Below are 25,914 nucleotides of genomic sequence, written 5' to 3'. Positions count from 1 at the left end.
AGCTTCCTGCGCTTGTTCTGCAAGATTTTCATAGTGTTTTCATTCTACAAACCAGTGATGACAAGCGCGGCCAGCTATGAAATTTGACGAAAAGGAAAGAGTCACATGAAATCGCTACTCGACCTGTTCAAGCAATTCACGCCGGATGAGCATTTCGATGCCATCCGCATCGGCTTGGCTTCGCCCGAGAAGATCCGTTCGTGGTCTTTCGGCGAGGTGAAGAAGCCCGAGACCATCAACTACCGCACCTTCAAGCCCGAGCGCGACGGCCTGTTCTGCGCCAAGATCTTCGGCCCCATCAAGGACTACGAGTGCCTGTGCGGCAAGTACAAGCGCCTGAAGCACCGCGGCGTGATCTGCGAGAAGTGCGGCGTCGAAGTCACCCAGACCAAGGTGCGCCGCGAGCGCATGGGCCACATCGACCTGGCCGCGCCCTGCGCCCACATCTGGTTCCTGAAGTCGCTGCCCAGCCGTCTCGGCCTGGTGCTGGACATGACGCTGCGCGACATCGAGCGCGTGCTGTACTTCGAGGCCTACGTGGTCACCGACCCCGGCATGACGCCGCTGAAGAAGTTCGGCATCATGAGCGAGGACGACTACGACGCCAAGCGCAAGGAATACGGCGACGAGTTCGTCGCGCACATGGGCGCCGAGGGCATCAAGGAACTGCTGCAGGGCATCGACCTCGACATCGAGATCGAGAAGCTGCGCGGCGACCTGACCGGCTCCGAGGTCAAGGTCAAGAAAAACGCCAAGCGCCTGAAGGTGCTGGAGGCCTTCCGCAAGTCGGGCATCAAGCCCGAGTGGATGGTGCTGCAGGTGCTGCCGGTGCTGCCGCCCGACCTGCGTCCGCTGGTGCCGCTGGACGGCGGGCGCTTCGCCACGTCGGACCTGAACGACCTGTACCGCCGCGTCATCAACCGCAACTCGCGCCTGCGCCGCCTGCTGGAGCTGAAGGCGCCGGAGATCATCGCGCGCAACGAAAAGCGCATGCTGCAGGAGGCCGTGGACAGCCTGCTGGACAACGGCCGCCGCGGCAAGGCGATGACGGGCGCCAACAAGCGTGCGCTCAAGTCCCTGGCCGACATGATCAAGGGCAAGAGCGGGCGCTTCCGCCAGAACCTGCTGGGCAAGCGCGTCGACTACTCGGGCCGCTCGGTCATCACCGTGGGCCCCACGCTCAAGCTGCACCAGTGCGGCCTGCCCAAGCTGATGGCGCTGGAGCTGTTCAAGCCCTTCATCTTCGCGCGCCTGGAGGCCATGGGCATCGCCACCACCATCAAGGCCGCCAAGAAAGAGGTCGAATCCGGCACGCCGGTGGTGTGGGACATCCTGGAAGAGGTCATCACCGAGCACCCGGTGATGCTCAACCGCGCCCCCACGCTGCACCGCCTGGGCATCCAGGCCTTCGAGCCGATCCTGATCGAAGGCAAGGCGATCCAGCTGCACCCGCTGGTGTGCGCCGCCTTCAACGCCGACTTCGACGGCGACCAGATGGCCGTGCACGTGCCGCTGTCGGTCGAGGCGCAGATGGAAGCCCGCACGCTGATGCTGGCCTCCAACAACGTGCTATTTCCGGCCTCGGGCGAGCCCTCCATCGTGCCCTCGCAGGACGTGGTGCTGGGCCTGTACTACACCACGCGCGAGCGCATCAACGGCAAGGGCGAGGGCCTGATCTTCTCCGACGTCGGCGAGGTGCAACGCGCGCTGGACGGCGGCGTGGTCGAGCTGACGGCCAAGGTCGCCGTGCGCATGACCGAGTGGACGCGCGACAAGGCCAGTGGCGAGCTGGTCGCCTCGACCTCGCTGGTGGACACCACCGTGGGCCGCGCGCTGCTGTCCGAGATCCTGCCCAAGGGCCTGCCCTTCGCGCTGATGAACAAGGCGCTCAAGAAGAAGGAAATCTCGCGCCTGATCAACGCCAGCTTCCGCAAGTGCGGCCTGAAGGACACCGTGGTGTTCGCCGACAAGCTGCTGCAAAACGGCTTCCGCCTGGCCACGCGCGCCGGCATCTCGATCGCCATCGAGGACATGCTGGTGCCGGGGGAAAAGCCCGCCATCATCGAGCGCGCCGAGAAGGAAGTCAAAGAGATCGAGCAGCAGTACGTCTCGGGCCTGGTCACCGCCGGCGAGCGCTACAACAAGGTGGTGGACATCTGGGGCAAGGCCGGCGACGAGGTCTCCAAGGTCATGATGGCCCAGCTGGCCAAGCAAAAGACCACCGACCGCCACGGCAAGGAGGTCGACCAGGAGTCCTTCAACTCCATCTACATGATGGCCGACTCCGGCGCGCGCGGCTCCGCGGCGCAGATCCGCCAGCTGGCCGGCATGCGCGGCCTGATGGCCAAGCCCGACGGCTCGATCATCGAGACGCCCATCACGGCCAACTTCCGCGAAGGCCTGAACGTGCTGCAGTACTTCATCTCCACGCACGGCGCCCGCAAGGGCCTGGCCGACACGGCGCTGAAGACGGCCAACTCGGGCTACCTCACGCGCCGCCTGGTCGACGTGACGCAGGACTTGGTGGTCACCGACGTCGATTGCGGCACCAGCAACGGCTCGCTGATGCGCGCGGTGGTCGAGGGCGGCGAGGTGATCGAGTCGCTGCGCGAGCGCATCCTGGGCCGCACGGCGGCCGAGGACCTGGTCAGCCCCGAAACCCGCGAGGTGGTCATCCAGGCCGGCCAGATGCTGGACGAGGACGCGATCGACGAGCTGGAAGCCGCCGGCATCGACGAGGTGCGCGTGCGCACCGCGCTGACCTGCGACACCCGCTTCGGCCTGTGCGCCAAATGCTACGGACGTGACCTGGGCCGCGGCGGCCTGGTCAACACCGGCGAGGCGGTGGGCGTGATTGCCGCGCAGTCGATCGGCGAGCCCGGCACGCAGCTGACCATGCGCACCTTCCACATCGGTGGTGCGGCCTCGCGCGCGGCCGTGGCCTCCAACGTCGAGGCCAAGTCCAGCGGCGCGATCGGCTTCAACGCCACCATGCGCTACGTGACCAACACGCGCGGCGAGCTGGTGGTCATCTCCCGCTCGGGCGAGATCACGATCCACGACGAGCACGGCCGCGAGCGCGAGCGCCACAAGGTGCCCTATGGCGCCACGCTGACCGTGAAGGCCGACCAGACCATCAAGGCCGGCACCATCCTGGCCAACTGGGACCCGCTGACGCGCCCGGTGATCACCGAGTACGCCGGCCGCGTCAAGTTCGAGAACGTCGAGGAAGGCCTGACGGTGGCCAAGCAGGTGGACGAGGTCACGGGCCTGTCCACCCTGGTGGTGATCGACCCGAAGCGCCGCGGCTCGGCCAAGATCGTCCGTCCGCAGGTCAAGCTGATCGACGCCACCGGCAACGAGGTCAAGATTCCCGGCACCGACCATGCGGTGACCATCGGCTTCCAGGTCGGCGCGCTGATTCAGGTGCAGGACGGCCAGGACGTGGGCCCCGGCGAGGTGCTGGCGCGCATTCCGGTCGAAGGCCAGAAGACGCGCGACATCACCGGCGGTCTGCCGCGCGTGGCCGAGCTGTTCGAGGCCCGCTCGCCCAAGGACAAGGGCGTGCTGGCCGAGCAGACCGGCACCATCTCGTTCGGCAAGGAGACCAAGGGCAAGATCCGCCTGCAGATCACCGACCCGGACGGCAAGATCTGGGAAGAGCTGATCCCCAAGGAGAAGAACCTGCTGGTGCACGAGGGCCAGGTGGTCAACAAGGGCGAGTCCATCGTCGACGGCCCGGCCGACCCGCAGGACATCCTGCGCCTGCTGGGTATGGAAGAGCTGGCGCGCTACATCGTCGACGAGGTGCAGGATGTGTACCGCCTGCAGGGTGTGAAGATCAACGACAAGCACATCGAGGTCATCGTGCGCCAGATGCTGCGCCGCGTCGTGGTCGAGAACCCGGGCGAGTCCAGCTACATCGCCGGTGAGCAGGTCGAGCGCTCGGAGATCCTCAACACCAACGAGGCGCTGCAGCGCGACGGCAAGATCGCCGCCACCTACTCCAACATCCTGCTGGGCATCACCAAGGCATCGCTGTCCACCGACAGCTTCATCTCGGCGGCGTCGTTCCAGGAGACCACGCGCGTGCTCACCGAGGCGGCCATCATGGGCAAGCGCGACGAGCTGCGTGGCCTGAAGGAGAACGTCATCGTCGGCCGCCTGATCCCGGCCGGCACCGGCCTGGCCTACCACCAGGCGCGCAAGGCCAAGGACCAGATGGACGAGGCCGAGCGCCGTGCCATCGCCGAGGCGGAGGCGGCCGAACTGGCCGAAGCCACCGAGGCGGCGGCGGCCTCCGCGTCGCCCGACGAAGGCGCTTCGGCGGCCTGATTGCTTTTGAAAGCATAGCGCCCTGCGCACGCTCCATGGGCGTGCCAGGGCGTCTTTTCATATGAATTCAAAATCCTGCCCATGTCCGACGGATTGGTGATCGCCATCGCCCTGGCCGCCCTGGCGCTGTTCTGGGCGGTGGGCGCCTACAACCGCCTGGTGCGCCTGCGCGCCGCCATCGGCACCGCCTTTGCGCCGCTGGATGCACGCTTCAACGAGCGGCTGGCGTGGATGGGCGAGGCGCTGAAGCCGGGTGACGGGGCGGCCGGCGCCGAGGCCACCGATGGCGCGGATGCCGCGTCCACACCCGAGCCACCCTCGTGGGCGCGCCTGGGCGCGGCCAGCGAGCAGTGGGCGCTGGCGCTGGCGCCGGTGCGCGCGCGGCCGGCCGACGCCGACGCCGTGGGGCGCCTGGTGCTGGCCCATGCGGCGCTGGACGCGGCCTGGGCCAGCATTCCGGTGCAGGACTGGGCATCCCACGTGGCCATCGACGCCACGCCGGTGCTGGCGCAGTGGGAGCGCCTGCGCCAGCAGGAGCAGCCGCTGGTGGCGGCGTTCAACGCCGCGGTGCAGCGCTACAACGCGGCCATCGGGCAGTTTCCGGCCGCCCTGATGGCGCGCCTGTGCGGCTTTCGCGCGGCGCAGGGGCTGCCGCTGCTCGAGGACGGCCCCGCGTGAGTGCGCCCGCGCCCCGTGACGGCACGGCGCGGGAGGCGCCGCCGCTGTGGCGGCAGTTGCAGTTGCTGGCGCGCCTGATCGAGGGCGTGGGCGCGGGCCAGTCGCTGACGCGCTTGCTGGACGAAGTGCCGCCCGGCCTGCGTGCGGGTGCCCAGGCGCTCAGCTTCGAGGTGCTGCGCCACTGGGGCACGGCGCAGGCGCTGCGCGGCCGCCTCGCGCCGCGCCGGCCGACGCCGCTGGCCGATGCGCTGCTGTGCAGTGCGCTCGTCCTGCTGCTGCCGGGCTGCGCGCAGGCCTACCCGGCCTTCACCGTGGTCGATCAGGCCGTGGAAGCGGCCAAGCGCGAGCCGACGCTGCGCCGCCAGGCGGCCTTCATCAACGCCTGCCTGCGCCAGTTCCGGCGCGACGCCGACGGGTTGCTGGCCGCGCTGGCGGACGATCCGGTGGCGCGGTGGAACCACCCGGTGTGGTGGATCGAGCGCCTGCAGGCCGACGACCCCGAACACTGGGCCGCCCTGCTGGCGGTCAACCAGCGGCCGGCGTCGATGGACCTGCGGGTCAACGTGCGGCGCAGCGATGTGACGGCCTATGGCGAGCAACTGGCGCAGCGCGGCATCGCGGCCATGCCCTTGGGTGGCGCGGCCCTGCGGCTTGCATCGCCGCACCCGGTGCACGAGCTGCCCGGCTTTGCCGAAGGCCTGGTGTCGGTGCAGTCGGCCACGGCGCAACGTGCCGCCCACTTGCTGCTGGACGGCCTGGGCGCGCAGCCCCTGCGCGTGCTCGACGCCTGTGCTGCCCCCGGCGGCAAGACCGCCCATCTGCTGGAGCTGGCGCCGCACGCGCAGGTGACGGCGCTGGAGCTGAACGCCGAGCGCAGCCGGCGCATCGACCAGAACCTGCAGCGCCTGGGCCTGCAGGCGCAGGTGCGGGTGGCCGACGCGGGCGATCCTGGGGCCTGGTGGGACGGCGTGCCCTTCGACGCCATCTTGCTGGACGCGCCGTGCAGCGCCTCGGGCATCGTGCGCCGCCACCCGGACGTGCGCTGGCTGCGCCGCGCCAGCGACATCGCCCAGCTGGCTGCCGCGCAGGACCGCCTGCTGCAGGCCTTGTGGCCGCTGCTGGCGCCGGGCGGCCGCCTGCTGTACTGCACCTGCTCGGTGTTTCGCGCGGAGGGTGCCGAGCGCATCGCGGCGTTTGCCGCACGCAACACCGACGCGCGCCAGCGGCCCGCGCCGGGCCATTTGTTGCCATTGCTGCCGGGAACGGGCGCCGAGCTTGGCGACAATGGCAGGCACGATGAAGATGGATTCTTCTATGCCCTGCTGCACAAGCCTGCCGCCTGAGAGCTTGAGAGCCTTTTGCTCATGCCCGCTGTTCGCGCCCAATCGGCCGCGCTCGTGGTTGCAGATGCTCGCCATAGCCCGCGCTATGGCTGCGCTTTGCGCCTAGATCGCAGCCGATTTGGCACGCCCCTCGACCATGTTCAAAAAACTCTCAAGCTCTGAGGCGCGGGCCCGCCGGCGCGCGCTGGCCGCGCTGCTGTGCGCCGGGCTGGGCGGCATGGGCGGCGCGGCTTGGGCGGCAGCACCGGGCGTGCAGTCGCTGCGCGTCGAGCGCAGCGACGACGAGGTGCTGCTGTATGCCGAGCTCAGCTTCGAACTGGCCGCTTCGGTGCAGGACGCCCTGCTCAAGGGCATTCCGGTGCACTTCGTGGCCGAGGCCCGGGTGTTGCGCGAGCGCTGGTACTGGTTCGACCAGGAACTGGCGCAGGCCGCGCGCTACACGCGCGTGGCCTACCAGCCGCTCACGCGCCACTGGCGCCTCAACACCTCCAGCGAGCCCATCAACGACGCCGAGCTGGGTTTGGGCCTGTCGCAGCAGTACGACTCGCTGGCCGAGGTGATGGCTGCCGTGCAGCGCATCGCGGGCTGGAAGATCGCCAGCGCCGAGCAGCTGGCGGGCGGTGGCGCGCAGCTGCTGCAATTTCAGTTTCGGCTGGACGCCAGCCAGTTGCCGCGCACCTTCCAGCTGGGCGGGCTGCGCCAGTCGGACTGGCACCTCGCGCTCGAGCGGCGTCAGCCACTGGAGCTGGAGCGCAGCCCATGACGGCGCCCAGGAGCGAGTTCGACCTGGAGCTGCCCGGGCAGGGCAGGGTCACGCGCTGGACGCTGCGCCTGGCCGCCGTCACCATGCTGGTGGGCGGGCTGGTGCTGGTCTTTCTGCTGGTGCAGGCCACCAACAATCGCCTGCTGTACGAGCGCTACTTCACCCGCCTGCTGTGGGTCAACATCGCGGCGGCGGCGGTGCTGGCGCTGGTCATCCTGTGGGGCGTCTATCGCCTGCTGTCGCGGCTGCGGCGCGGCAAGTTCGGCAGCCGCCTGCTGATCAAGCTGGCGGCCATCTTCGGCCTGGTGGGCGTGCTGCCGGGGCTGCTGATCTACGGCGTGTCCTACCAGTTCGTGTCGCGCTCGATCGAGACCTGGTTCGACGTCAAGGTCGAGGGCGCGCTTGAATCGGGCCTGACCCTGGCGCGCAGTTCGCTGGAGACGCAGGCGCGCGAGTTCGGCAACCAGCTGCGCGGCGCCGCGACGCTGCTGGCCGACACGCCCGACGCCGCGGCGGCGCTGCCGCTGGAGCGGCTGCGCGCGCAGATCGGCGCCACCGACGCCAACCTGTGGAGCAGCTCGGGGCGGTTGATCGCCAGTGCCGGGCTGTCGCGCTTCGATCTGTCGCCCACCAAGCCTTCGGCGCAGCTGCTGCGCAACGTGCGCGCCCAAGGCGTGGCCACGCAGATCGAAGGCCTGGACGAGGCCGCCGTGCCGCGTGCGGCCGGCAGCGCGCCACCCGAGGCGCGCATTCGCGCCCTGGTGGTGGTGGGCGGCCGCTCGCTGGGCCTGACCGACGAGGCGCGCCTGGTCGAGGCGGTGCAGCCGCTGCCCAGCGTGCTGGTTGAAAACGCCCTCGCCGTGCAGGAGGCCAACCGCGAATACCAGGAGCGTGCGCTGGGCCGCCAGGGCTTGCGCCGCATGTACATCGGCACCCTGACGCTGGCGCTGTTCCTGGCCGTGTTCGGCGCCGTGCTGCTGGCGGTGCTGCTGGGGCAGCAGCTGGCCACGCCCCTGCTGATGCTGGCCGACGGTGTGCGCCAGGTGGCCGCGGGCGATTTGCGGCCCAAGGTCATCCTGGCCGGGCGCGACGAGCTGGTGGGCCTGACGCGCTCGTTTGCCGACATGACGCGCCAGCTGGCCGATGCCCGCACGGCGGTGGACACCAGCATGCGCGAGGTGGAGACCGCGCGCGCCAATCTGCAGACCATTTTGGACAACCTGACGGCGGGCGTCATCGTGCTCGACGCGGCCGGCATCGTGCAGTCGGCCAACCCGGGCGCCACGCGCATCCTGCGGGCACCCCTGGCGGCCGGCGTCGGCCACCCGCTGGCCGCGCTGCCCAAGCTGGAGGCCTTCGGCCGTGACGTGCAGGCGCAGTTCGACCAGTTCGAGGCCGCCCGCATCGAGCACGGCCCCGATCACTGGCAGCACGCCTTCGAGCTGCATGGCGCCACCGAGGGGGCCAACGCCGAGGCCGTGTCGCTGGTGGCGCGCGGCGCGGCCCTGCCGGGCGGCCTGCGCCTGCTGGTGTTCGACGACATCTCCGAGATCGTGTCGGCCCAGCGCACCCAGGCCTGGGGCGAGGTGGCGCGGCGCCTGGCGCACGAAATCAAGAACCCGCTCACGCCCATCCAGCTGTCGGCCGAGCGGCTGGAGCGGCGGCTGGCCGACAAGCTGCCCGACACCGATCGCGCGCTGCTGCTCAAGTCGGTGCACACCATCGTCGACCAGGTCGATGCGATGAAGCGCCTGGTCAACGAGTTTCGCGACTACGCCCGCCTGCCCACGGCTCAGCTCAAGCCCCTGGATCTGAACGAGTTGGTGGCCGAGGTGCTGCATCTGTACGGTGCCCACCTGGACGGCCCTGGCCATGGCGCCGTGGTGCCGGTGCGCTTCGAGCGCGACGATGCCTGCCCGCCCATCCTGGGCGATGCGCAGCAGCTGCGCCAGGTCATCCACAACCTGGTGCAAAACGCGCTCGACGCCTCGCCCGCGCCCGACGCGGCGCAGGCCGCGGCGACAGGCGCGGGCGTCGTCATCCGCACCCGGTGGTCGGACAGCGCGCAGCGCGTGCGCCTGTCGGTCATCGACCATGGTCACGGTTTTCCCGATGCCATCCTCAAGCGCGCCTTCGAGCCCTATGTGACCACCAAGGCCAAGGGCACCGGCCTGGGCCTGGCGGTGGTCAAGAAGATCGCCGAGGAACACGGCGCGCGCGTGGATGTGTCCAATCGCATCGTCGATGGGCACGTCGCCGGTGCCCAAGTATCATTGACGTTCGAGCCCGCCCCCGAATCCTCGGAGACAAGCCACGCGGCAGGCTGACTTCACACAAAGGACAAGCGCTTTCTCATGGCCAACATTCTGGTGGTTGACGACGAACTGGGCATTCGGGATCTCCTGTCGGAGATCCTCAATGACGAGGGTCACACCGTCGAACTGGCCGAGAACGCCGCCCAGGCGCGGGCCGCGCGGCAAAACGCCTGCCCCGACCTGGTCCTGCTCGACATCTGGATGCCCGACACCGACGGCGTCACGCTGCTTAAGGAGTGGCGCGGCGCCGGCCTGCTGACCATGCCCGTCATCATGATGAGCGGCCACGCCACCATCGAGACCGCCGTCGAGGCCACGCGCATCGGCGCGCACGCGTTTCTCGAAAAACCCATCACCCTGCAAAAGCTGCTCAAGGCGGTCGAGCAGGCGCTGGCGCGCTCGCAACCGGCGGCCCCAAGCCCGGCCGCCACCGCGCGCGATGGCGCGCGCGCGCCCAGCGCGGTTGCCGCCACGGAGGTGGAACTGACCGTCGAAGCCGCCATGACCGGCGGCGGCCAGCTGCCGCCCGCCGGCCTCGACCTGACGCCGCAGGCGCAGCGCAGCTTCGAGCTCGACCAGCCGCTGCGCGAGGCGCGCGACGCGTTCGAGAAGGCGTACTTCGAATTTCACCTGGCCAAGGAAGGCGGCTCGATGACGCGCGTGGCCGAAAAGACCGGCCTGGAGCGAACCCACCTGTACCGCAAGCTCAAGCAGCTCGGGGTCGACCTCGCCCGCGGCCGCAAGAGCAGCCAGGCGGCCACGTGAGCGCAAAATTCTTCGCTATAATCTCGCGCTTCACGGCCCGGTAGCTCAGTTGGTAGAGCAGAGGACTGAAAATCCTTGTGTCGGTGGTTCGATTCCGCCCCAGGCCACCATTTACTCAAAGCCCAACCCTTATCGGTTGGGCTTTTTTCTGCCCGAAACGCCATTGTTGGCGCGGTTCCGGACACCTGCCTCTTGAGCGCGCCCTTGCCGGGCCGCCGACTTTCGGCCTCGACATCGCCGGTTTTCTCTCTCCGTTCTCTGTTGGCCTCTTGACCGTCCAAGTGCCCAAGTCCACTGTTTTCGCGGGTTTGAGAGCAGGCGGTTGCGGTTTTCGTCTGCTCAGGAGACGGCGACCGAGAACGCAGAGCAACCGGCCTGGATGTTCACGCCGCCTGCAACGCCGCGATCAGCGGACACTGCACCTGCCCGCTCGTCGCGCAGCAGCGCTCGACAAGGCCCTGCAGCGCACCCTCAATCCTTTGCAGATCGGCAAGCCGGGCGCGCACGTCTGCTAGTTTGTGCTCTGCCTGCTCGCGAGCCTCGGTGCAATGCGACCCATCCTCGAGCTTGAGCAAATCCCCGATCTCGTCGAGGCTGAAGCCTAGGCGCTGAGCGGACTTGATGAAGCGCACGCGCCCCCGATCCGTCTCGCCATAGCGGCGGATGCCGCCCAGCGGGCGGTCGGGCTCCTGCATCAAACCCTTGCGCTGGTAGAAGCGGATCGTTTCGACGTTGACCCCGGCGGCCTCGGCCAGCACACCGATGGTCAGGGTTTCGGGTAGTTCGTTCATGGCGCTTGACTCCGTACTTAAGTACGGAAGTAAGCTTACGCCATGAATGCAGATTCCCCAACCGAACCTCGACCCAGCGGTGGGCGTGGTGCGCTGTTGACCGGCGGTCTGGCGGCCATCCTCGCGTCCACCTGCTGTCTCGGCCCATTGGTGCTGATCACGCTGGGTGTCTCCGGCGCGTGGATCAGTAACCTGACTCTGCTCGAACCGTATCAACCCTACTTCATCGGTGCGGCGCTCGTGGCACTGTTTTTCGCGTACAGGCGCATCTGGCGCCCCGTTGCAGCCTGTGAGCCTGGGCAGGTCTGCGCGCTGCCGCAGGTCAACCGCAGCTACAAGGCCTTGTTCTGGATCGTGGTGGCGCTGGTTATCGCTGCACTCGCATTCCCGCTGATCGCGCCCTGGTTCTACTGAAAGGAAACTGCCATGAAAAAACTCGTCGCCCTGGCCGCGTTGGCAGCGATGACCTCGCCCCTCTGGGCTGCCACCCAGAGCGTCACGCTGTCCGTGCCGGGCATGAACTGCGCCACCTGCCCGATCACGGTCAAGAAAGCGCTGACGAAGGTCTCCGGCGTCAGCAAGATCGACGTGAACCTGGATCGACGCGAGGCCAGGGTGACATTCGATGATGCGAAGGCGAATGTCGAGGCCCTCACACGCGCCACCAAGGACGCGGGTTATCCCTCGACCGTGGTGGGAGCCGCCAAGTGACGGTGGTGATCCTGGAATCGACGCTGACCTGTCCCGAGTGCGGCCACGCCAAGGCCGAGACGATGCCCACGGACGCCTGCCAGTGGTTCTACGAGTGCGAGCAGTGTCACTCCGTGCTCAAGCCCAAGCCGGGTGACTGCTGCGTGTATTGCTCCTACGGCACAGTGCCTTGTCCGCCGATACAGGAGCGTGGCAAGGACCGTTGCTGCGGCAGCTGATCACGCTAGGCGCAGTCGTTCACGCTGCTCGTCCCACCGTTGGGGAATGGCACGACGGCTGACGCTTTCCAGTGTCACGCCCGCAGCCGCGCCGATTGCGCAGGCTTCAACGATGCTGGGTGCCAACTGCGCCAATCGGGCGATCCGGCTGGCACGACCCAGATCGAGACCTTCAGCTTCGGCGATCTCAGTGATCGATGCGAAGCGTCCTTCGTCCATCAGCCTTTGCCAGTGGTGCGCGAGGCCGAGCGCCCGCAGCAAAGGGGTGTCCTGCGCCATCTCACGCACCTGCCGCTCACGGAGGGCCTCGTCCAGAAACTCCTGCGGCGCGTCCAGCGGCGTGATGACCTGCTTCTTCAGCCCCCGCTTCACCAGCGTCCAGGGCACAAAGGTTTCCAGTCGCACGCCGCCTGCCGGTGTTGGAAGCTCGTGAGTGATGGGGCGTCCGGTTTGCTTGCCGTAGTGCTTCTTGGACATCATCTCTCCTACCTGAAACGCTCAAATAGCTGGCGCTGCTCTGGCCAGAGTGCCGGAATGTCGTTTCGCATCAGCCACAGCAATGTGAGCTGCCGAGGCTGGCAGCCCACCATCAACTGCTCGATGACGTCCGGGGCAAGCCGGGCCAAGCGCAGCAATCGGCCGACCGTCGTCGGCATCAAGCCCTCGAGCCGGGCGATTTCGACCACGCTCTTGAAGGCTCCTGAGTCGAGCAGGGCGTTCCAGTACGTTGCGCGGGCGACAGCCTCGATGATGTGGACGTCGTGCGCGGATTCCCGCCCATCGACCAGCAACTTTCCCTTCTTCCGTTTGAATTGCAGGGGCACGAAGGTTTCCAGTGTGTCGTCCATCAGGCTTCGACCTCCACCAGTTCCGCGCCGATGCCCCTTGGGGCGAACTCGCCGATCAGGGCGTCCCAGCCCAGTTCCCGCCACTTCACCTTGATGCCTTGCACTTCGCCGACGTGGACGAGGTCGATGCGCTCGATCATCAGGTTGGCGATGCGATGGCGCTCGACCGGGAACAGTTGATCCCAGACGTCGTTGAGCCGTCCCATCGCCATTACCGTGGTGGCCTCGTCGATCTGAGCGCCATTGCGCTGGATATGGCGCACCACCGATGCGATGGATTCCGGGCTGGTCAGCACGGTGCGGATCTGAGCCACCACTGCAGCCTCAATCTCCGGCGCAGGTAAGCGCTCGTAGCTCTTGCCGGGTGCTCCGAACCGGCTTTCCGACTTGGACACGTAGTAGTGGTACTTGCGCCCGTTCTTGCGCGAGTAGGTCGGGTACATCCGTTCGCCCGAGGGGGCGTACAGCAGGCCGCGCAGCAAAGCGTCGGTGCGCGACCGGATCTTGGTTTCCACCGACCGGGTGTGCCCATCCCTGGCCAGCACCGCGTGAACCTTGTCCCAAAGCTCCTGGCCGATGATCGGCGGGTGAGCGCCGGGGTACCAGTTTCCTTTGTGCGACAACTCCCCCAGGTAGATGCGGTTGCGCAGCAGCTTGTGCAGGTACTTCTTGTCGATGCGCGTGCCGCTGCGGGTCTGGCCCTCCTGCGTCGTCCAGGCCTTGGTTGTGATGCCGTCGGCAGTCAGATTGACGGCGATCTGGGTTGGGGAACCAATGGTCAGCATCTCCTCGAAGATGCGACGCACCACTGCCGCCTCGGCCTCGTTGATGACCAGCAGGCGGTTGTCGACGTCGTAACCGAGGGGCGGGACGCCGCCCATCCACATCCCCTTGCGCTTGGCGGCGGCGATCTTGTCGCGGATGCGCTCGCCGGTGACCTCACGCTCAAACTGGGCGAAGGACAGCAGGACGTTGAGCATCAGCCGACCCATCGAGGTGGTGGTGTTGAACTGCTGGGTGACCGACACAAAGGACACCCCGTGGCGTTCGAACACTTCGACCATCTTGGAGAAGTCGGCCAAGCTGCGCGTCAGGCGGTCGATCTTGTAGACCACCACGATGTCGATCTGGCCGCGCTCGATATCCGCCATCAGGCGTTTCAGCCCCGGCCGATCCGTGTTGCCGCCAGAGAAGCCGGGGTCGTCGTAGTCGTCGGCCACCGGAATCCACCCCTCGGATCGCTGGCTGGCGACGTAGGCGTGGCCGGCCTCCTTCTGCGCGTCGATGGAGTTGAACTCCTGGTCAAGCCGTTCATCCGAGGACACCCGGCAGTAGACGGCGCAGCGCTTGCGGGCGCGGGTAGCGGCAATCTCGCTCATCGCGCACCTCCCTTGCTCAGGCCAAAGAACAGCGGCCCAGACCAGTGCGCGCCGGTGATGTGGCGGGCCACCGCCGTCAAGCTCTTGAAATTGCGCCCCTGGTACTCGAACAGCCCCTCGGCGGTGACTGTCACCCGGTGTTCGCGCTCGCCCCATTCGCGCAGCAGGATCGTGCCCGGCGCGAAATCGAACTCGCGCGGCTTGGCCCGCAGCTTGATCTTGGAGTGTTTTGCGCCGATGGCTTCCAGACGCTGGCGGGTTGCGGGCGCGAGGCCACCAAAGGCCTCCTCCTGTAGCTTGTAGGCGATCCGGGACTCGACGTGGGTGCGGTTGGGGTAGTCCGGGCGGCGCGGGAAATACCGATCCCAGACCGTCCAGAGCTCGGACATCGGCAGGCACGCCAGTTCCGCGATCCGCGCGGCGACAGATGCTTGTTTCTCGTTCATCACAACTTCTCCTCTTGATAGGGGGTTGTATGAACGCGCTGGTCGGGCAGGAAGCCAAGGCCAACTGCTCTCTGTTTTGGCTCATCCGCGACGAGGGTGCGGACGATGGCGGCCGCAAGGATGGCGGCGATTTCGCCAGCACGGGCGCTGGCGCTCATCTCCGTGGGAGATGCGAGTTCGAGGTTCTTCATGACGGCTCCGGGGAATAGCAACCGTCAGGGATAGTGAGCCTGATCTTCCGAAGCGGATGGCAATGTAGGGCAATTACATTGCTTTTTTTATTTCGCAAGACTTTCTTGCGCACAGGCTTTCGCAAGCGTAAAATGACGTTTTCCGGAGGTGCCAACCCATGCTCGACAAGACCTCGCACAAGCTGATCGGCTTCCGCGTGAAGGCGGCGCGCGAGGCCAAGGGCTGGACGCAGGATCAGCTCACCGAAGGCCTCGGCCTGAACGACCGCCAGTCGGTTTCCGACATCGAAAACGGAAAGCGCACGCTGCGGGCGGAGGAGATGCTCGCCCTGACCGATCTGCTGGATCGGGACATCGAGTTCTTCATCGACCCCTTCGCCGTCGCGGGCGAGGCGCAATTCAACTGGCGAGCCGATCCCGGCGTGTCGGAGGACAGCCTGGACGGCTTCGAACTGAAGGCTGGCCAATGGATCGGGCTGCTGCGCTGGCTGCGCGAACAGCGCGACAGCCGGGCCAGCGTGCTCAAGCGCGCCCTGCGCCTGTCCACCCAGTCGTCCTACGAGGATGCGCAGGAGCGCGCGGAAAGCCTGGCAGCAGAGCTCGACCTGGGCGTCATTCCTGCCGAGACCCTGATCGACAAGGTCGAGCGCGAACTGGACATTCCGGTGCTGTTCGTGGACACGGTCGAGACTGCAGACGGCAAGTCGATCTCCGGTGCGACCTGCCATCTGGAGGAGATGGGCGTCATCCTCATCAACCGCAACGAAAGCGAGGCTCGGCGCTTCTTCGATCTCGCCCACGAACTTTTCCACGCGCTGACGTGGGATGCGATGAAGCCCGAGCATCGGGAGTCGAACTCCTTCGAGGAGCGCACCAAGGGCAAACGCGTCGAGCAGCTAGCCAACAGCTTCGCGGCTGCGCTGCTGATGCCGCGCGCCTCGCTCGACAAACTCATCGACAAGGAACGCGTCAACGACATCGCGCATCTGTGCGAGGTCGCGGCCTTGCTGCGGGTCGCGCCCGTGGCGCTGGCGTGGCGGCTGTTCAACCTCAAGCTCATCGGTGACGACACTCGGCAAAGCCTCTCTCAAGAGAAGCAGCGGCCCTCTGTGTCCGGGCCACCCAAGCGGTTCTCTGCGTCCTTCGTGAAGATGCTTCACGAGGCGCTGGAGAACGGGCGGCTTTCGGCGCGCAAGGCCGCCAAAGCCATCGGCATTGGCCTTGGCGGACTGACCGAACTGTTCGGCCAGTACGACCTGCCCGCTCCGTTCGAGCTTTGAGGTGAATACCGTATGCCTCAAGTGCGCGTATTCGCTGACACGAACGTCATCCTCGAAGCATTTCGCTCACGGTGCTGGACAGCCATCACAACGCACTACGCCGTCGAAACGGTCGAGAAATGCGTCGAGGAAACGCTGACCGGCGACCCCACCGATCCTCGCCATGTGGCGGTTGCGCCCGCTGAACTGCACGCGGGCCTCACCGCCCGGTATCCCGTCACTCGCAAGGAACTGGCCGCGTTGGTCACCAGCCAGCCTGGCTGCATGACGCTGGACGACGGCGAAAAACACCTGTTCGCGTGGCTGCATGCCAGCAAGCTCCTGCCCAGCAACGTCATCGTCGTGACCACTGCCGACAAGGCGGCCCTGGTGGCATCGAATGGACTGGGCTGGCTCAACAGCATGACCTCGCTGGAAGACCTCGCCCGAAAGGCTGGCGTCGGTCGCGTCAACCTCGACGCCTTGGCCTTGCAGTACCGCGAGGACTGGCTGTCCAGCATCAAGACCAAGATCATGTTGGGAATCATCCCGTGAATGTCGAGCCGCGCTGACGGTGCCGACCCAAGGGAGGCCACTCAGCATCAATCCAAGGAGCATCGAGTGGCCCAGAAGTCTCACAAGAACAACAAGCACATCGCCGAACTGATCGAGTCGGCAACCGTCACCGCGCTCCAGCTTCTGGCGCAGGTCGACAAGTTCGCCATGCTCGGCGGCATCGATGCGTCTCTGCCTGATGATCAGGCGCGCGCGGCGCTGCGCGAGCACATCCTCAAGATCAGGCGCGAGGACATCACCATTGCCGATCAGGAGGCCGTGCGACTTCTCCAGCTCGTCCGATTCCGTACCGAGGAGATGCTGGAGCACGCCTATCGGGAACTGGAGTTCGAGCAGCACGCGGAGATCGCCAGCTTCGACAAGTCGGCGGATGCGATGACCCGGCTGATCTGGTTGCACGTCAAGGCGTCGCGCGTTTTCGACCAGATCGAGACCATCTACCTGACCCACCATTTCCACGGGCACAAGAAGTTCCTGGGGTTCACGGTGCGCGATGGCGACGGGCGTGACTTCCAGTGGACGCCGGAAGTCGAGAAGAAGCTGCACGAAGGCGTGGGCGAAATCCTCGAGCTGGACGACGAGGCCAAGCAGAACTGCGAGCTGATTCACTTCGAGATGGACGAAGGCGATGCGGACGCCAAGCGACGCATGCACTATCTGGTCGTCTATCACCCCGGGAAGATGAAGCTGCTGCGGCAGATGAAGGATCGTCGCCGTGATCTCCTGGTCTTCACACCCGCACTGGAAGCGACGCTGGTGTACGACCCGGCAGCGAACAAGGTGCATGTGCTCTCGGACAAGCGCGGCACGGCGCAACGCCTCGCGGATCGCTTCGTCGCCGTCGGCTTCGACAAACCGCTCTCGAAGCAGCCCGTCGGGGCCATCAGCTACGAGCTGGGTATGTTCAAGAGCTCGGTCAACCTGCGCACCGCAACCGCCAAGGGTGCGGTGATCCTGGACGCATGGATTTCGTCGATCACCGTGACCCTCGGGCATACACGGCACAGCGTCACTTTTGCGATGGCGAACAGCGACAGCGTCTGGAGCGTGTCCGACAGGCATTTCGGCGACCACAACCCCTTGTCCAGCTGCCGTTCCGTGATCGAGGTGAAGCTCTCGTTCTCGATCCGTTTCGACGGCGAGCAGGATTCGCGCGCGCTGGACATCACGGTCGATCACCGGGGCTCGTGCAATCTGCTGAATCTGCCTGATCCACGCCTGCGCCAATGCGGTGAAGACATCCTGACTTCGCTGGGCGTGATGAAGCGAGTCGAACCGGCGAAGGTCGGTGCCGACCTTGCTCTGTTCCGAGCCGAGATGAAGTTGCTCGATCTTGCGGGCCACGAGGCGGATGGACACCTGCTGACAGCGCTTGGTCTGACCGCCACCGATCTGGTGAGCAAGGGTCTGCTCAAGCAGAAGGCTCCGGGCGACTACATCACCGTCCCCGTTGAGGATGCCGACGGCCAGCAGGGGTTCCGCCGACTGAAGGTCATGTTCAACAGCACCAGCACATCGGCAGTTGATGACGTCACCGGCGAACGCTTCGACCTGGCTGAAGGCGACCTTTGCCGATACGACATCAGCAAGGGCTACCTGCGTGAGCGTCTCGACGAGCTGCTCCGTCCCCAACTGGTCGACATGCCGTTGACCGTGGACGAAGAGGAGCCCTATGTGCTCGGCAACTACCGGATGGGCGATCAGCGCATTCCGGTCGCGCTGGTGTCCCGGCTGTGGGAGCCCAAGCACGCAGACAAACTCGACACAAAGCTGCGGCAGTCGAATCTCGGCCTCACCATCGTGTTGTCGACGACGGCGGGCCAGCCGCGCCGCTACCTTGGGCCCGGCATCGTTGTCTCACTGGACGCGCTCGCCAAGGACGTCAACGGGAAGGTGTCGATTGATCTCGCGCCGGTCGATGCTGAGATTCGTCGTCGGCAATCCGAAGCGTCCGTGATCGACACGCCGCGTTTGATCAAGGACGACGCACGCAGCGGCACGCTGCACGGGCCGTGGCCCGATCCGTGGACGCTGACCAAGAAGGAGTGGCTCGATGTGGTCGAGGTGTTCGTCAATGGCTGGACATCCGGGCGGCGCAAGTGGTCAAAGGCTCAGATCGAGTCTGCGTCGGGCGTTTCATTTCGCACGATGGCCGAACTGTTCCGAGGCGCACCGGAATGGCAGACGTATTTCCGTGGCGCAGATGGCAATGCCAAACCCCGAGTTTGGGAACTGAACATCGGCACGCCCGACTATCTGGGCTCCTCGCAAGCCACTGGCGACCAGCCAGCGGAATCCGAAATGGCTTGAGGGACACGCCCTTGTAATTTCCGCGCGATTTCTGCGTGAAGGCTGCGAAATATCGCAAGCCTTGCGGCAAGAAAGTAGGAGCACCCCAACGAAAGGAGTGCTCCTCATGCAAAACGAAGTCCCTTCCATTCAATCCAGCCGGTATCCCAACCGGCCCAAACCGGACGGTGCCACGCGCATCGCCCTTGACGAAAACGAACTGGCCATCCGCTGGGGGCTTTCCGTCAAGACCCTGCGCCGCTGGCGGCAGGAACAGCTCGGCCCGGTCTTCTGCAAGCTCGGTGCCCGCGTCACCTACCTGATCTCCGAAGTCGAAGCCTTCGAGCGTCGCGTGTCGCGGCACTCGACCTTCACTCGCGCGTACCAGTGAGGAGAACGGCCATGAGCGATCTGACCATCTTTCCCGCCGACCTCGCTGCGATGAGCACCGCCCAGCTGGTGGCGCTGCCGATCAACGATTTCGTCGCTGCCGAACGCAATGTCGACGAGGCCATCGCGTTTCTCAAGCCACTGCGCGCCAAGCTGGACGCCGCCAAGCTCCAGCGTTACGGCGAGCAGGCCCGTACCGCACTGCGTGACTCCGGCCGCGACTTCGGCACCGCCCACGTCAACGACGGCGCACTGCACGTCAAGTACGAGCTCCCCAAAAAGGTGACTTGGAGCCAGACCATCCTCAAGGAAATGGCCGAGCGCATCGTCGCCTCGGGCGACAAGGTCGAGGACTACATCGACATCAAGTTGTCGGTGCCCGAGTCCCGCTACACCAACTGGCCCACCGCGCTGCAGGAGCAGTTCGCCGCCGCGCGCACGGTCGAGGAAGGCAAGCCGAGCATCACTCTGACGCTCGATGGGGGTGCCGCATGAAAAAGCTCCCCATCGTGTCCGCCGTCGAGCGGATGGCCGAGCGCAAGGGCGTGAAGCTGCTGATGCTCGGCAAATCCGGCATCGGCAAGACCACCCGGCTCAAGGATCTTGACCCGGCCACCACGCTGTTCCTCGACATCGAGGCCGGTGACTTGGCGGTGGCCGACTGGCCGGGCGACACCATCCGCCCGGCTTCGTGGCCGGAGAGCCGCGACTTCTTCGTGTTCCTCGCGGGCCCGGACAAGTCGCTGCCGCCTGAGAGCGCCTTCTCGCAGGCGCACTACGACCACGTCATCGAGAAGTTTGGAGACCCGGCGCAACTCGACCGCTACCAGACCTTCTTTCTCGATTCGATCACCCAGCTGTCCCGCCAGTGTTTCGCGTGGTGCAAGACGCAGCCGGGTGCCGTCAGCGACCGCTCCGGCAAGCCTGACCTGCGCGCGGCCTATGGCCTGCTCGGCCAGGAAATGATCAGCGCATTGACCCACTTGCAGCACGCACGCGGCAAGAACGTGGTGTTCGTGTCGATCCTCGACGAAAAGCTCGATGACTACAACCGCAATGTGTTTGTGCCTCAGATCGAGGGCAAGCAAACCGTCGGCGCGCTCATCGGCATCGTCGATGAGGTCGTGACGCTGGCCGAGATCAAGGCCGAGGACGGCAGCACCTACCGCGCCTTCGTCACCCACACCGTCAATCCCTACGGCTTTCCGGCCAAAGACCGCAGCGGTCGCCTCGACCTGCTGGAGCCGCCGCATCTCGGCGCGCTGATCGCCAAGTGCGCAGGCGCCTCCGCCGCGCCTGCCAGCGCCGCCACCCCCGCACACATCGAATCTCAGGAGTAATTGCAATGACCGCATGGAATGACTTCAACGATGCCGACGCCCAGCAATCCGGCTTTGATCTGATCCCCAAGGGCACCGTTGTCCCGGTGCGCATGACCCTCAAGCCCGGTGGCTATGACGACCCGTCGCAGGGCTGGGGCGGCGGCTACGCCACCGAGTCTTTCGAGACCGGCTCGATCTACCTCGCCGCCGAATTCGTGGTCACCGCTGGTGAGCACGCCAAACGCAAGATGTGGTCGAACATTGGCCTGCACTCCAAGAAGGGGCCGACCTGGGGCCAAATGGGGCGCAGCTTCATTCGCGCGGCGCTCAACAGTGCCCGCAACGTTCATCCGCAGGACAACAGCCCCCAGGCTGCTGCTGCCCGCCGCATCCAGGGTTTCCACGAACTGGATGGTCTGGAGTTCCTGGCCCGCGTGGACATCGAGAAGGATGGCAAGGGCCAGGATCGCAACGTGGTCAAGGTCGCAATCGAACCCGACCACCCCGACTACGCCAAGTTGATGGGTGTGCCGACCAAGGCTTCCGGCGGCGGCACTTCCGGCGCTCCGGCGCAGGCAGCACCCGCGTACCAAGCACCGGCTCCGCAACGCGCACCCGTGACGGGCAAACCGTCGTGGGCACAGTGAGGGAGGTGGCCATGAACGCATCCATGCTCACTGCCAGCCATTACGGCGTCGTGCATTTCGGCGATCTCGACTGCGAGGCGGTCGTACTCACCACCGGCGAGCGCGGCTACGTCCGCAAGGAACTGGCCAAGCTCCTCGGTTTCCACGAGTCGCACAAGGGTGGCCGTTTCGCCCGATTTCTGGCTGGCATTGCACCTAACTCATTGTCTCTATTGGAGAAATCATCCGGGCCGATTTTGCTGCCATCGGGACGCCAGACCCAGTTCTTCCCTGCAGGCATCATCGCGGACGTGGCCACCTCCGTGGTGGACGCAGCCATTGCAGGCACGCTGCACCGCGCACGCCAGGGCATCGTCGGTAACTGCCTGACGATCATGCGCGCTCTTGCCACCACCGGCGAGGTCGCGCTGATCGACGAGGCCACTGGCTACCAGCACCACCGCGCACCGGATGCGCTGCAGGAGCTGATCTCCAAGTTGCTGCGCCAGTCCTGCGCATCGTGGGAGCGCCGCTTCCACCCGGACTACTACCGCGCCATCTATCGGTTGTTCGGCTGGAAGTACCAGGGCCACGACCAGAACCCTCCGCACGTCGTCGGCCAGATCACGCTGCGCTGGGTCTACGGGCCGGTGCTGCCAGAGGACTTGCTGGGCGAGATCCGCAATCGCAAGGGCATCTCGCAGAAGCACCACCAGTGGCTGTCCGATCAGGGACTCGCGCATCTGGAATCGCAGATTCACGCGGTCACGGCGATTGCGCGCAGCTCGCAGAGCTATCCCGACTTCAAGCGCCGCTGCGAGGCCGCCTTTGCTGGCGCTGCCCTGCAGTTGGGCCTGCTGCTCGATGAACTCGAGGAGGGGGCGTGAAATGCTGGGTCTGCAAACGACAGGCCCGGGGCTACGGCCACACCGACAACCGCCACGGTGTGGGCGATCCCCGGCGCTATCCCATCGACTGGGTGTTCTGTTCCCGTCGCTGCCAGGACGCATTTCACGCGCTGTACGGCAACTGGCAGCGGGCCAAGGAAGGTCGCATCGACAAGACGGAGGTCGCCATGATTGATCCGTCTGATGTCGAACTGGCCGCAATGCGTCATTGCCTCAAGGCCTTCGGCGAGGCAGCCGACGAGATCGGCTTCACCAAGCCGCTGGGCGATTACTCCGAAGCCGAGGCCCTGCGGGTAATCGACGCCATCGTCACCTGCTGGTCGGACGCGATGGTCGCGCACCACGAGGCCACCAAATACCCGCCCGTGCGGGGGATGACCCCTGCGCCCGATCCGCTGGCACCCGATGCCGCCAATCCGTTCGCGGACCTGGAGGACGACCTGCCCTGGGAAGAACCGAAGGGGAAGAAGCCATGATGGACTTCAACTCCACTTCGAGCATTTCGGGTCAGATCACTGCGCTGGTCGATGCCGGGTTGCAGCAGGCCCGCGCCCGCCAGTCTGAGCGCCAGTACCTCGGGGCCTCGCGCCTCGGGGTGTCCTGCGAGCGCGCGCTGCAGTTCGAATACGCCAAGGCTCCCATCGACCACGGGCGGGACACCACGGGCCGGATGCTGCGCATCTTCGAGCGTGGCCATGTCATGGAGGACTGCATGGTCGCGTGGCTGCGGGACGCAGGTTTTGACTTGCGCACCCGAAAGGCCGACGGCGAGCAGTTCGGCTTTTCTGTGGCCGATGGTCGCCTGCAGGGACACGTCGACGGCGTCGTCGTTGGAGGCCCTGAGGGCTTCGCCTATCCCGCGCTCTGGGAGTGCAAGTGCCTGGGCAACAAGTCCTGGAGCGATCTGGAGAAAAAGGGCTTGGCCATCTCCAAGCCCATCTACGCCGCGCAAGTGGCGATTTACCAAGCCTATCTCGAACTGCACGAGCACCCCGCGATCTTCACGGCGCTCAACGCCGACACGATGGAGATCTACACCGAGCTCGTGCCATTTGACGCGGCGCTGGCCCAGCGTATGTCGGATCGGGCGGTGAAGGTCATCACGGCGACCGAGGCAGGCGAACTGCTGCCACGCGCCTTCGTTGATCCGACCCACTTCGAATGCCGGATGTGCGCGTGGCAAGACCGCTGCTGGAGGACGACATGAGCAACGACAAGCAATTCATCGGAGATGTCGAACCAATGATCGACGCCAAGCAGGCCGCTGCCGCACTGCGCCTGCCGTACTACTGGTTCGCCGACCCGCAGATGCGCAGCAAGTACAAGATTCCGCACTACCTGATGGGCGGTCTGGTGCGCTATCGACCATCCGAACTGTCTGCGTGGGCAGCCCGCAGCACCGCCGCGCAAGGGCGCACCGGTGACGCCGATGGTGAGGAGGCCGAATGACCATCGACTTCAACGACATCGCGCCACTGCCCGATCACAACCGCCGCACTCTCAGCGACGCCGAGCGCGAAGAGCTGCGTGCCGACCTGCTCGCACGACTTGAATCCGTTCTGTTCACTTTGTTCCCTGCGGGCAAGAAGCGCCGTGGCAAGTTCCTGATCGGCGACGTGCTGGGCAGTCCCGGCGACAGCCTCGAAGTGGTTCTCGATGGCGACAAGCAAGGGCTGTGGACGGATCGGGCCACTGGCGACGGCGGCGACATTTATGCGCTGATCGGTGCGCACCTCGGCATCGACGTGCTGCACGACTTTCCGCGCGTGCTCGACGCCGCTGCCGATCTGCTCGGACGCTCGCGTTCCGCACCGGTGCGCAAGGCCAGCAAGAAGGACGTGCCGGTCGACGAGCTCGGCCCCGCCACCGCGAAGTGGGACTACCTCGATGCGGCAGGCCATCTCATCGCCGTCGTCTACCGCTACGACCCGCCCGGGCAAAAGAAGCAGTTCCGGCCCTGGGATGCCAAGCGGCGCAAGATGGCACCGCCCGACCCGCGTCCGCTCTACAACCAGCCAGGGATGACCAGTACCGCGCAGGTGGTGCTGGTCGAGGGCGAGAAATGCGCGCAGGCCCTGATCGATGTGGGCATCGTGGCCACCACGGCGATGCACGGCGCGAACGCTCCGGTCGAAAAAACCGACTGGTCGCCGCTGGCGGGCAAGGCGGTGCTGATCTGGCCCGACCGCGACAAGCCGGGCTGGGAGTACGCCACGCAGGCGGCACAGGCGATCTTGTCGGCGGGGGCCAAATCCTGCCACGTCCTCTATCCGCCCGAAGAAGCCGCCGAGGGCTGGGACGTGGCCGACGCCATCGCCGAGGGCTTCGATGTCGCCACCTTCCTCACCCACGGCCCACGCTTGCAGATGCACGACGTGGCCGATGACGTCGATCCGGTAGTCAGCAGCGACGAATCCGTCTGGGGTACGGAGGACGCGCTGGCGCTGTCCTTTACGCGCCGCTACCACCGTGACTGGCGCTACGTGGCTGGCTGGGGAAAGTGGCTGGTGTGGGACGGGCAACGCTGGCGCACCGAGGACACGCTGGCGGCCACGGACTTGATCCGTAGCGTCTGCCGCCAGACGGCTGTGCGCGCCGACAACCCCAAGGTCGCTGCCAAATTGGCCAGCGCAGGAACGGTCGGCGGTGTGGAACGCCTGGCGCGTGCTGACCGCAGGCACGCGGCCACCACCGACGAATGGGATGCAGATCCGTGGCTGCTCAACACGCCAGGCGGCGTGGTCGATCTCAAGACAGGCCGGATGCGCCCGCACGAGCGCGCCGACCGGATGACCAAGATCACCACAGCCACGCCCAGTGGCGACTGCCCGATCTGGAGGCAGTTCATCGACGAGGTCACGGGCGGTGACAAGGAACTGCAGTCCTATCTGCAACGGATGGTCGGCTACGCGCTGACCGGATCGACGCAAGAGCACGCGCTGTTTTTCCTGTACGGCACAGGTGCGAACGGCAAGTCGGTGTTCGTCAACACGCTGGCCACCATCCTGGGTGATTACGCGACCAATGCGCCGATGGACACCTTTATGGAAACGCGCACCGACCGGCACCCGACCGATATGGCGGGACTGCGCGGCGCGCGCTTCGTGGCGGCCATCGAAACCGAACAGGGAAAACGCTGGGCCGAGTCGAAGCTCAAGAACCTCACCGGTGGCGACAAGATCTCGGCGCGCTTCATGCGCCAGGACTTCTTCGAGTTCTTCCCGCAGTTCAAGTTGTTCGTGGCGGGCAACCACAAGCCCGCAATTCGCAATATCGACGAGGCGATGAAACGCAGGCTGCACCTGATCCCTTTCACGATCACCGTGCCGCCCGAGCGCCGCGACAAGAACCTGCAACAGAAGCTCCTGGCCGAACGTGACGGCATCCTCGCGTGGGCCGTGCAGGGCTGTCTCGACTGGCAGCGCCACGGGCGACTCTCTCCACCGCAGCGCGTGGTGGACGCGACGGAGGAGTATTTCGAAGCCGAGGACGCCCTGGGCCGCTGGCTCGATGAGCGCTGCGTGCGCGCGCCCAACGCCAAGTCGCTGACCGCCGAGCTGTTCAACGACTGGAAGCAGTGGGCTGAAGCCTCTGGCGAGTTTGTCGGCGCACAACGCCGCTTTTCCGATCTGCTCATCACGCGCGGGTTGGACAAATGGCGCAACGGGATGGGCGTGCGCGGGTTCCAGGGTATTGGTCTCAAGCACCCGCCGACCCCTGCCTACACCCCCTACGCGGACGACTGACCCCATGAAAACCAC

The 25,914-nt window shown here is 66.0% G+C and carries 27 protein-coding genes and 1 tRNA gene; 22 read left to right on the top strand and 6 right to left on the bottom strand.

Translation table 11 applies throughout. The features are described 5' to 3' along the window. Window positions 1-105: 105 nt before the first annotated feature. From rpoC to ACWHMB_RS17280, 7 genes are all read left to right on the top strand, one after another. Window positions 106-4,335, top strand: coding sequence for a DNA-directed RNA polymerase subunit beta' (gene rpoC / locus ACWHMB_RS17310; protein WP_377479437.1), 4,230 nt, complete (start codon window positions 106-108; stop codon window positions 4,333-4,335). A gap of 81 nt (window positions 4,336-4,416) precedes the next feature. Beyond that, a complete protein-coding gene (locus ACWHMB_RS17305) occupies window positions 4,417-5,013 on the top strand; it encodes a LemA family protein (RefSeq protein ID WP_377479440.1) in 597 nt (198 codons plus the stop codon). Then, window positions 5,010-6,356 carry a 16S rRNA (cytosine(967)-C(5))-methyltransferase RsmB gene (gene rsmB / locus ACWHMB_RS17300; protein ID WP_377479443.1) on the top strand — a complete coding sequence of 449 codons (1,347 nt, stop codon included), beginning with the start codon at window positions 5,010-5,012 and terminating at the stop codon, window positions 6,354-6,356. Before ACWHMB_RS17305 ends, rsmB begins: the two co-directional genes overlap by 4 nt. 136 nt (window positions 6,357-6,492) lie before the next feature. Further along, window positions 6,493-7,119 carry a DUF4390 domain-containing protein gene (locus tag ACWHMB_RS17295; RefSeq protein WP_377479445.1) on the top strand — a complete coding sequence of 209 codons (627 nt, stop codon included), beginning with the start codon at window positions 6,493-6,495 and terminating at the stop codon, window positions 7,117-7,119. Further along, window positions 7,116-9,446 (top strand): sensor histidine kinase, encoded by a 2,331-nt coding sequence (locus ACWHMB_RS17290; RefSeq protein WP_377479448.1) that lies wholly within the window; start codon window positions 7,116-7,118, stop codon window positions 9,444-9,446. The genes ACWHMB_RS17295 and ACWHMB_RS17290 overlap by 4 nt, the downstream gene beginning before the upstream one ends. Window positions 9,447-9,473: 27 nt before the next feature. Continuing rightward, a complete protein-coding gene (locus tag ACWHMB_RS17285; RefSeq protein ID WP_377479451.1) occupies window positions 9,474-10,199 on the top strand; it encodes a response regulator in 726 nt (241 codons plus the stop codon). A 34-nt stretch (window positions 10,200-10,233) separates the two neighbouring features. Further along, window positions 10,234-10,309: transfer RNA gene (locus tag ACWHMB_RS17280), tRNA-Phe, on the top strand. A gap of 273 nt (window positions 10,310-10,582) precedes the next feature. Here the strand turns inward: ACWHMB_RS17280 and merR are convergent. Next, entirely contained in the window at window positions 10,583-10,990 is a 408-nt protein-coding gene (gene merR, locus ACWHMB_RS17275) for an Hg(II)-responsive transcriptional regulator (RefSeq protein WP_045785222.1), read from the bottom strand. A gap of 42 nt (window positions 10,991-11,032) precedes the next feature. On the opposite strand from merR, the gene merT reads away from it, so the two are divergent. The 3 genes from merT to ACWHMB_RS17260 are packed head-to-tail and all read left to right on the top strand — an operon-like array spanning window position 11,033 to window position 11,919. Beyond that, complete coding sequence (gene merT, locus ACWHMB_RS17270; protein WP_045785221.1) at window positions 11,033-11,404, top strand: mercuric ion transporter MerT; 372 nt, start codon at window positions 11,033-11,035, stop codon at window positions 11,402-11,404. A gap of 12 nt (window positions 11,405-11,416) precedes the next feature. Then, complete coding sequence (gene merP / locus ACWHMB_RS17265; RefSeq protein WP_045785220.1) at window positions 11,417-11,701, top strand: mercury resistance system periplasmic binding protein MerP; 285 nt, start codon at window positions 11,417-11,419, stop codon at window positions 11,699-11,701. Beyond that, window positions 11,698-11,919: a GDCCVxC domain-containing (seleno)protein gene (locus tag ACWHMB_RS17260; RefSeq protein WP_045785219.1), complete on the top strand. Its 222-nt coding sequence runs from the start codon at window positions 11,698-11,700 to the stop codon at window positions 11,917-11,919. The genes merP and ACWHMB_RS17260 overlap by 4 nt, the downstream gene beginning before the upstream one ends. Here ACWHMB_RS17260 and ACWHMB_RS17255 read toward each other — a convergent pair whose 3' ends face one another. From ACWHMB_RS17255 to ACWHMB_RS17235, 5 genes are read right to left on the bottom strand one after another with little or no spacing between them, the layout of a single operon-like run. Continuing rightward, window positions 11,920-12,396: a LacI family transcriptional regulator gene (locus tag ACWHMB_RS17255; RefSeq protein ID WP_447648652.1), complete on the bottom strand. Its 477-nt coding sequence runs from the start codon at window positions 12,394-12,396 to the stop codon at window positions 11,920-11,922. An 8-nt stretch (window positions 12,397-12,404) separates the two neighbouring features. Beyond that, a complete protein-coding gene (locus ACWHMB_RS17250) occupies window positions 12,405-12,767 on the bottom strand; it encodes a site-specific recombinase resolvase (protein WP_447648651.1) in 363 nt (120 codons plus the stop codon). Further along, the gene (locus ACWHMB_RS17245; RefSeq protein WP_447648650.1) at window positions 12,767-14,146 is read right to left on the bottom strand and encodes a recombinase family protein; all 1,380 of its coding nucleotides are present in this window, start codon (window positions 14,144-14,146) and stop codon (window positions 12,767-12,769) included. The genes ACWHMB_RS17250 and ACWHMB_RS17245 overlap by 1 nt, the downstream gene beginning before the upstream one ends. Beyond that, window positions 14,143-14,592, bottom strand: a complete 450-nt coding sequence (locus tag ACWHMB_RS17240; protein ID WP_150084159.1) for a DUF2924 domain-containing protein — start codon at window positions 14,590-14,592, stop codon at window positions 14,143-14,145. Before ACWHMB_RS17240 ends, ACWHMB_RS17245 begins: the two co-directional genes overlap by 4 nt. Continuing rightward, window positions 14,592-14,783, bottom strand: a complete 192-nt coding sequence (locus tag ACWHMB_RS17235; protein WP_150084160.1) for a hypothetical protein — start codon at window positions 14,781-14,783, stop codon at window positions 14,592-14,594. The genes ACWHMB_RS17240 and ACWHMB_RS17235 overlap by 1 nt, the downstream gene beginning before the upstream one ends. Before the next feature lie 158 nt (window positions 14,784-14,941). Here ACWHMB_RS17235 and ACWHMB_RS17230 point away from each other — a divergent pair, with 158 nt between their 5' ends. The 12 genes from ACWHMB_RS17230 (at window position 14,942) to ACWHMB_RS17175 (ending at window position 25,899) form a co-directional block, all read left to right on the top strand. Then, window positions 14,942-16,063, top strand: a complete 1,122-nt coding sequence (locus ACWHMB_RS17230) for an XRE family transcriptional regulator (protein WP_218559687.1) — start codon at window positions 14,942-14,944, stop codon at window positions 16,061-16,063. Between the two features lie 12 nt (window positions 16,064-16,075). Continuing rightward, the gene (locus ACWHMB_RS17225; protein WP_447648649.1) at window positions 16,076-16,597 is read left to right on the top strand and encodes a hypothetical protein; all 522 of its coding nucleotides are present in this window, start codon (window positions 16,076-16,078) and stop codon (window positions 16,595-16,597) included. A 66-nt stretch (window positions 16,598-16,663) separates the two neighbouring features. Further along, the gene (locus tag ACWHMB_RS17220) at window positions 16,664-18,928 is read left to right on the top strand and encodes a hypothetical protein (protein ID WP_447648648.1); all 2,265 of its coding nucleotides are present in this window, start codon (window positions 16,664-16,666) and stop codon (window positions 18,926-18,928) included. A gap of 106 nt (window positions 18,929-19,034) precedes the next feature. Next, on the top strand, window positions 19,035-19,298 hold the full coding sequence (locus tag ACWHMB_RS17215; RefSeq protein WP_447648647.1) for a helix-turn-helix transcriptional regulator: 264 nt from the start codon (window positions 19,035-19,037) through the stop codon (window positions 19,296-19,298). A gap of 11 nt (window positions 19,299-19,309) precedes the next feature. Further along, window positions 19,310-19,792, top strand: coding sequence for a hypothetical protein (locus tag ACWHMB_RS17210; protein WP_447648646.1), 483 nt, complete (start codon window positions 19,310-19,312; stop codon window positions 19,790-19,792). Next, window positions 19,789-20,637 carry an ATP-binding protein gene (locus tag ACWHMB_RS17205; protein WP_447648645.1) on the top strand — a complete coding sequence of 283 codons (849 nt, stop codon included), beginning with the start codon at window positions 19,789-19,791 and terminating at the stop codon, window positions 20,635-20,637. Before ACWHMB_RS17210 ends, ACWHMB_RS17205 begins: the two co-directional genes overlap by 4 nt. Window positions 20,638-20,642: 5 nt before the next feature. Then, window positions 20,643-21,266 (top strand): hypothetical protein, encoded by a 624-nt coding sequence (locus ACWHMB_RS17200; protein WP_126461533.1) that lies wholly within the window; start codon window positions 20,643-20,645, stop codon window positions 21,264-21,266. An 11-nt stretch (window positions 21,267-21,277) separates the two neighbouring features. Beyond that, window positions 21,278-22,132: a P63C domain-containing protein gene (locus tag ACWHMB_RS17195; protein WP_447648644.1), complete on the top strand. Its 855-nt coding sequence runs from the start codon at window positions 21,278-21,280 to the stop codon at window positions 22,130-22,132. Next, window positions 22,129-22,629, top strand: a complete 501-nt coding sequence (locus ACWHMB_RS17190) for a DUF6511 domain-containing protein (RefSeq protein ID WP_447648643.1) — start codon at window positions 22,129-22,131, stop codon at window positions 22,627-22,629. Before ACWHMB_RS17195 ends, ACWHMB_RS17190 begins: the two co-directional genes overlap by 4 nt. Next, window positions 22,626-23,360, top strand: a complete 735-nt coding sequence (locus tag ACWHMB_RS17185; protein WP_447648642.1) for a hypothetical protein — start codon at window positions 22,626-22,628, stop codon at window positions 23,358-23,360. Before ACWHMB_RS17190 ends, ACWHMB_RS17185 begins: the two co-directional genes overlap by 4 nt. Continuing rightward, complete coding sequence (locus ACWHMB_RS17180) at window positions 23,357-23,602, top strand: hypothetical protein (protein ID WP_126464038.1); 246 nt, start codon at window positions 23,357-23,359, stop codon at window positions 23,600-23,602. Before ACWHMB_RS17185 ends, ACWHMB_RS17180 begins: the two co-directional genes overlap by 4 nt. After that, window positions 23,599-25,899, top strand: coding sequence for a phage/plasmid primase, P4 family (locus ACWHMB_RS17175; protein ID WP_447648641.1), 2,301 nt, complete (start codon window positions 23,599-23,601; stop codon window positions 25,897-25,899). Before ACWHMB_RS17180 ends, ACWHMB_RS17175 begins: the two co-directional genes overlap by 4 nt. The last annotated feature ends 15 nt before the right edge of the window (window positions 25,900-25,914 follow it).

This window comes from Ottowia pentelensis (genome assembly GCF_964341695.1).
The sequence above is the reverse complement of the archived record's forward strand: the minus strand, read 5'-3'. Positions and strand labels throughout refer to the sequence as shown.